Consider the following 5,446-nt stretch of genomic DNA (forward strand, 5'->3'; position numbering starts at 1 on the left):
CCAGAAAAAGTCTCAATTATCAAACACCACTTGAGGCATTCGTAAATCAAATCACTGATGAGCAGCTAAAATTTCTAACTTAATTTGACATTTGAAGTGTTAAAATGTGTCCCAGAACAAAAAAATGACAGGAGAAATCGCCTGAACTGCGGTTTTCCTGCCATTTTTTAAAATTTATTTTGGGATGACATCTCGGTGGAATGTGAGTTCAATAAACATTCTTTACCATGATTCAGGGAAATCTGAGGCGTGACCTCATCCATCCCGAGTGCACTTAATATCAACCAAGGTATATAAAATGCGACCTGGTAACGACTTTGGACTTCTACAACCAAGAAAATAAGTGCCATGCCGATCAAAATCGTTACCCGTAATAGTCGGTCAACAGTCACCACAATCTCGTTTTCTTCATTTAACGCCGGTACCATAATGTACATCCGACTAATTTTGCGTTGAATCGCGACAGAAAAATGAGCTTCGGCATTCTTTTTGCAGCAAATGTTAAAAACGTTGAGGATGCCAAATCCTCCCGTACTGAATAACGAAATAAACAAGCAGGACCAAATTAGCGGCCAAAAATTCATTTAGACACCTCCACAACCATTCAGCTCGGTAACATATAACCTAAAAAGAAGACTGGAGCAAAACATTTAGTCTTGTTTCCAGCCTTCTTTACTCACCGAATTTTTTCAACACTTCAATTTTTACCAACCCCAGCATGGGAAGAAGTGATGGTGACGATGGTGATAAACATTAATCAAATTAACATTGTTATTTGAGTCGGGTAATTGTTGTCCCGGTGTCTTGGTCTTGTACCCGAATGGCACGTAGTCCTCGGCAACTGTGTAAACGTACTTGTTACCCTGCTCATCGTATTGTGGCAAGAAGTGGAAAGTCGTTTCGTAGCAGTTAAAATAACTGAGTGTGCGGTATCGATAAGGCATACCATTTTGATACAGTGTGATATTGACACACGGTGTGCACTTCCAGAACGGCACGTTTTTCCAAGTCTTTGTAACGTGAACGTAAGTGAAGCACTGCGGCTTTTGTTGATAAACGTTGCTTAACGTCACAACGCCTTTGCTGTCAGGTGCAACTTGTGGGTTACCATCCGGATCGCTCTTGTAGCCATCGGGAACTTGAGCTTCATTGACTATGTATTGAATCGCATGGCCATCCTTCGCAAATTTGGCCAATCCGGTAAACGTCTGTTGATACGAATTATCTGAATTCAGGGTGACCGTTTTTCCGATGTCCTTGCCATCAGCATATAGCTTGGCAATTACAGCTGGTGTCGTTACGCCATCAGGAACATTTTTCCATACTTTCTTAACGGTTACGCTGGTCGTTGTATCGGTATGATCACCGTTCGCAGAACCTTTTCCCATCGTTAAGACAACCGTCTTGGTGCTTGAAGACGTCACTGGTGTCCCGGTCGTGGAACTTGTCACATCAGTTGCCGTAATTGAAGCAGTGTTTGGCAAATCAAGTTCAGTGCCATAAAGGCTGTACTCGTTGTCATTACTGATTGATGTCGTCGACATAATATTGACAGCCTCATCCAAAGTGCCATTCCACTGGAAATCAAATCCGGTTGTGGTTGGGGTGACCGTGTAATGGGTTGCCGCAATCTTTTGGCCGGTTGCGTTAGATGTCACATACAGTGAATCAGCTTTCATACTCTGCGCCGATTGGTTACCTAAGACATCGTTGACCTTAACATCGTTTAACTTGTGGTTATTGGGATTAATCAAGACCTGCCAGTTAACTTCTGATAAGGTCCCGTTTGGTCGAACCGACTCGTTAATTCCCCAACCATTCTTAGCAAGAAATACGTTAGCTGGATAACTCGGTGTAAATGCGCGGGTTCCAGTCACTGAGAATTCAAGTGAGCCGTGACGGTTCTTATTGTATTTTGCCCAGTAAGCCGCGTTACTAAAGGTGATCTGGCCGGTTGTCGACTTTGGATTGGCAACAAACTGACCAACTGTTTCATTAGTGTTGCTGGACTGAATGTCAAATTTTTCCGGCGTTCTGAAGACCGCTCCCTGCGGTAAGGTGACCGTTGCGGTATCCCCATCATTAACGGTCGTCCCGTCGGCAATTGTAAAATCATAGTCCAGCGTATGGACCGGCCCCGCATACCACAATTGAGAAGTGGTCGGCAAAACCGTGGCACCGTCTTCCTTTGCAGAAGTTGCCGACAATCCTGAAATTTGAGTATCAATGTTGCTAGCACTGACATGAGTGGTGGCAACAACAGCTGGTACAAATGTGCACAGCAAAATTGCCACGATGCTTAACAAGCGAAAATGCGTCAAAACAAACTGACGTAATTGAGTAAAATGACGTTGCATCTTATCTCCCCCTAAATAGTTAATTTGAACCGAGATGTTGAAATACTCAACATATTACACAATAATAATGAACCATTTTTACGTATTCCCCGTACGTTATGGCCGATTTCCCCTTTGTGCAAACTCGATACAAATAAAGCGTACCTCTAAAACATTATTGTGGCAACCCTTTTACAAAATTGAGTTTAATTTCAGAACAATAATTAACAATCTGTTACTATACTAAAGTAGTTATGTGGGTGTTCATTTATTTGATTTTAGCCAAAAAAAGTGGCCAACAAATGATTGTCGACCACTGTAATATTACTTTTTAGTTATTTCAATATACTGATATACTTAGTATTTCCAGTAATATAACCATTAGCTACTCGGTACCTTAACCGGCCATGATGACTGACACTATTGGCGTCAGAATAGTCGAAGCCGTAAACTTTGAAACGTTTATGAGCCGACTTTGGATAGTGCTTGTTCTTCTTTGTCAAATTGACATTGGCATACCGATTGATGGCACCTTTAGCTCGAACCGATTTTGGCAGTCTGCGGTGTCCCATCTGAACTAATTTTCGATTGGCAGTGACGTATTGACCATTATCCAAAATGAATCGGGTTGTCAGATGATAATTAACCACCTTTTTAACCTTGAGAACCGATCCCTGCTTATAATTTTTAACCTTATCACTTAAGTTCACCTTTCGATATCCGTTCACGCCCCGCGGGTTGATGACCGTAATCGTTTTCTGGCGGCTTTGATAATATACTGGGCGAACATACTTCCAACTCGCCGTGATGTAGCCGGTTTGGTTGCGATTCTTTGTCAGGTGGTTTACGTCTCGAACCTTGTAGCGTAGATTTCCGTTTCCATCACGGCTGTATCCAGTGACGACAAACATCGGTCGATAAATCCGTGGCTTTTGCACGTACCATGCTTTTCGACTACGTTGCTTAAAGTCCTTTGAGCCATACAAGCCAATCTTCTTAATCGCATAGACTACGGCACCTTTTTTGGCGACAGTACTTGGTTCAACAATCGTCGAACTGGAGGAACTGCTGTTGTCGTTGGAAGAAGGGGTGCTTGGCGTTGTTGGCGTTGCAGAACTCCCTCCACCCCCATTGCCGCCAGGAGTTGGCTTAGGTGTCGGTTGGGCGGTAATTGTATAGGTTGCTTTGACCGCATTTAAATTAAAATCATCGTTTGGATACTTTGCCTGCAACGCTTTGATTTCTGCAGAAGTTAAGGTGATCGAATAACTGCCGACAGCCGATCCATCATTTTCAATGCTGTATTGGTCAGCCGTCAATTTGATGGTGGCTTGCGTCGTACCATTGGCATCCCTCAAAGTCAGCGTTGGCTGATAATTGCTTTGGCTGACTTTTTTGCCATCGTAGACTTTGCTGCCATCGGTTAACGAGGCCGTCCCCTTTTGCTTGGTGACCGTCAATGTTGCTGTGGAAGTTCCATCGACCAGCTGATTGCTGGCACCCAGGATGCCGGCAATTCTTGTTTTACCGGAATCACTTAATACGACCCGGTAGCTTCCCGCATCGGTTACACCATTCTCGTGGTCAGCGACCATCAAATCAGAATCTTGAAGGGCGACCTTTGTCCCATCGCTCATGGTGATCGTAAAGTGACTAGCCGCCGGCAAATGAACTTTACCATCAAATCCAACGCTCTGTGATCCTTGAATGGTATATGAAACCTGATGAGGTGCCAAAATCGTATAGGTTGATTTAACACTAGTTAATTTTGACAAGTCGTAATTTGAATAAGTGGTTTTTAATTGAGCAATCTCATTAGCTGCAATCGTGATGGAGTAGCTGCCAACTTTCGAGTCATCGTCAGCAATGTCGTACTGTCCCTTTTCAAGCTTAACCGTGGCAATCACGTTGTCGCCGTCCTTCAAGGTTAAGGTTGGCGTGAACCCACTTTCGCTGACTTTTTTGCCGTCATAGGTTTTCGATCCACCACTCAAAGTTGCAACAACATTTTCGTTAGGGGTAATGGTATAAGTTGCACTAACGGCACTCAAATCCGAAAAAGCGATGTTTGGAAATTTCGCTTTGATTGCCGCAATCCCCGTTGCAGTCAGTTTGATTGGATAACTGCCAACCTTTGAATCATCGCCGACAATTTCGTACTGACCGGCCGAAAGCGCCATGGTACCCAAGGAATTGCCACTGCTATCTTTAACGGTCACAGTCGGCTGATAACTTTTACTGGCAGCTTGACCATCATAAACTTTGGTTCCGTCATTCAAACTGGCAGTTGCATTTTCGTCGCGAATCGTAAATGTAGCACCACTGCTATCCTGAGTCAGGTTATATTTATCGCCATAAGCGGCTTCAATATTTTTCTGTCCCTGATCAGTCAAATCAACCTGGTAAGTCTTTGCATCAGCGGCGTTATCTTTAACAGCAATGTCGCCGTCTTTTAGCGTGTAACTATCACCCGAGCTTAAACTGACACTATAGTTTGAAAGCGTTGGCTGCTGTACTTGACCATTATAGTCAACGGTTTGACTGCCAATTAATCCATATGTGATCGATTTTTTGGCAACCACAACGGGTACGGTTGTTGAATCATTTCCATAAGCATAAGTCACGTAGTAGGTGCCGGCCTTGCTTGTATCAACGCTGCTTAATGTCTTACCAGACTGGTCTTTAACCGTCACCGTCATTTTATCGAGATCTTGGCCATCGTAATTATCAGCAGCCTTCCAGGAATCACCAATATAGATGGTGGAAGGGTGCGCCTTAATGGTCGGCACTGTTCGATCGACCGTGTAGTTACCAGAATATAGTTGATTATTATTATCTTTAAGTGTCCAAGTGAACGAAAATTGGGTTGTTTTGGCGGGAACATCAAACTTGCCGGTACTTTGATCGTAAGTGACGCCATTGGTTAAATTAGAAATGTCGATATTTTGATTCGTCTTCCCGTTGGTATCGATACTAAAAAGGTCACCAATCGATACCGTCGCCTGATCGGCAACAATCGTTGCGACCTGACCAACAGCACCACTTGTTGGCAGCTGAGCTGACGGGCTCGAAATCTTGGTAATATTATTTTGAGTAAACGCATCGGCTCC

The 5,446-nt window shown here is 43.6% G+C and carries 3 protein-coding genes; all 3 read right to left on the reverse strand.

Going from position 1 to position 5,446, the window contains the following annotated elements:
• Nucleotides 1–167 precede the first annotated feature (167 nt).
• Nucleotides 168–584, reverse strand: coding sequence for a hypothetical protein (locus AB3112_RS07675; RefSeq protein ID WP_179136532.1), 417 nt, complete (start codon nucleotides 582–584; stop codon nucleotides 168–170).
• A gap of 120 nt (nucleotides 585–704) precedes the next feature.
• Nucleotides 705–2,357 (reverse strand): Cna B-type domain-containing protein, encoded by a 1,653-nt coding sequence (locus tag AB3112_RS07680; protein WP_367334230.1) that lies wholly within the window; start codon nucleotides 2,355–2,357, stop codon nucleotides 705–707.
• 314 nt (nucleotides 2,358–2,671) lie between these two features.
• Nucleotides 2,672–5,446, reverse strand: a 2,775-nt coding sequence (locus tag AB3112_RS07685; RefSeq protein WP_367334231.1) for an MBG domain-containing protein, incomplete at its 5' end; no start/stop codon positions are given.

The organism is Lentilactobacillus sp. (assembly GCF_040773105.1).
In the GTDB taxonomy this organism is placed as follows: Bacteria; Bacillota; Bacilli; order Lactobacillales; family Lactobacillaceae; genus Lentilactobacillus; species Lentilactobacillus parabuchneri.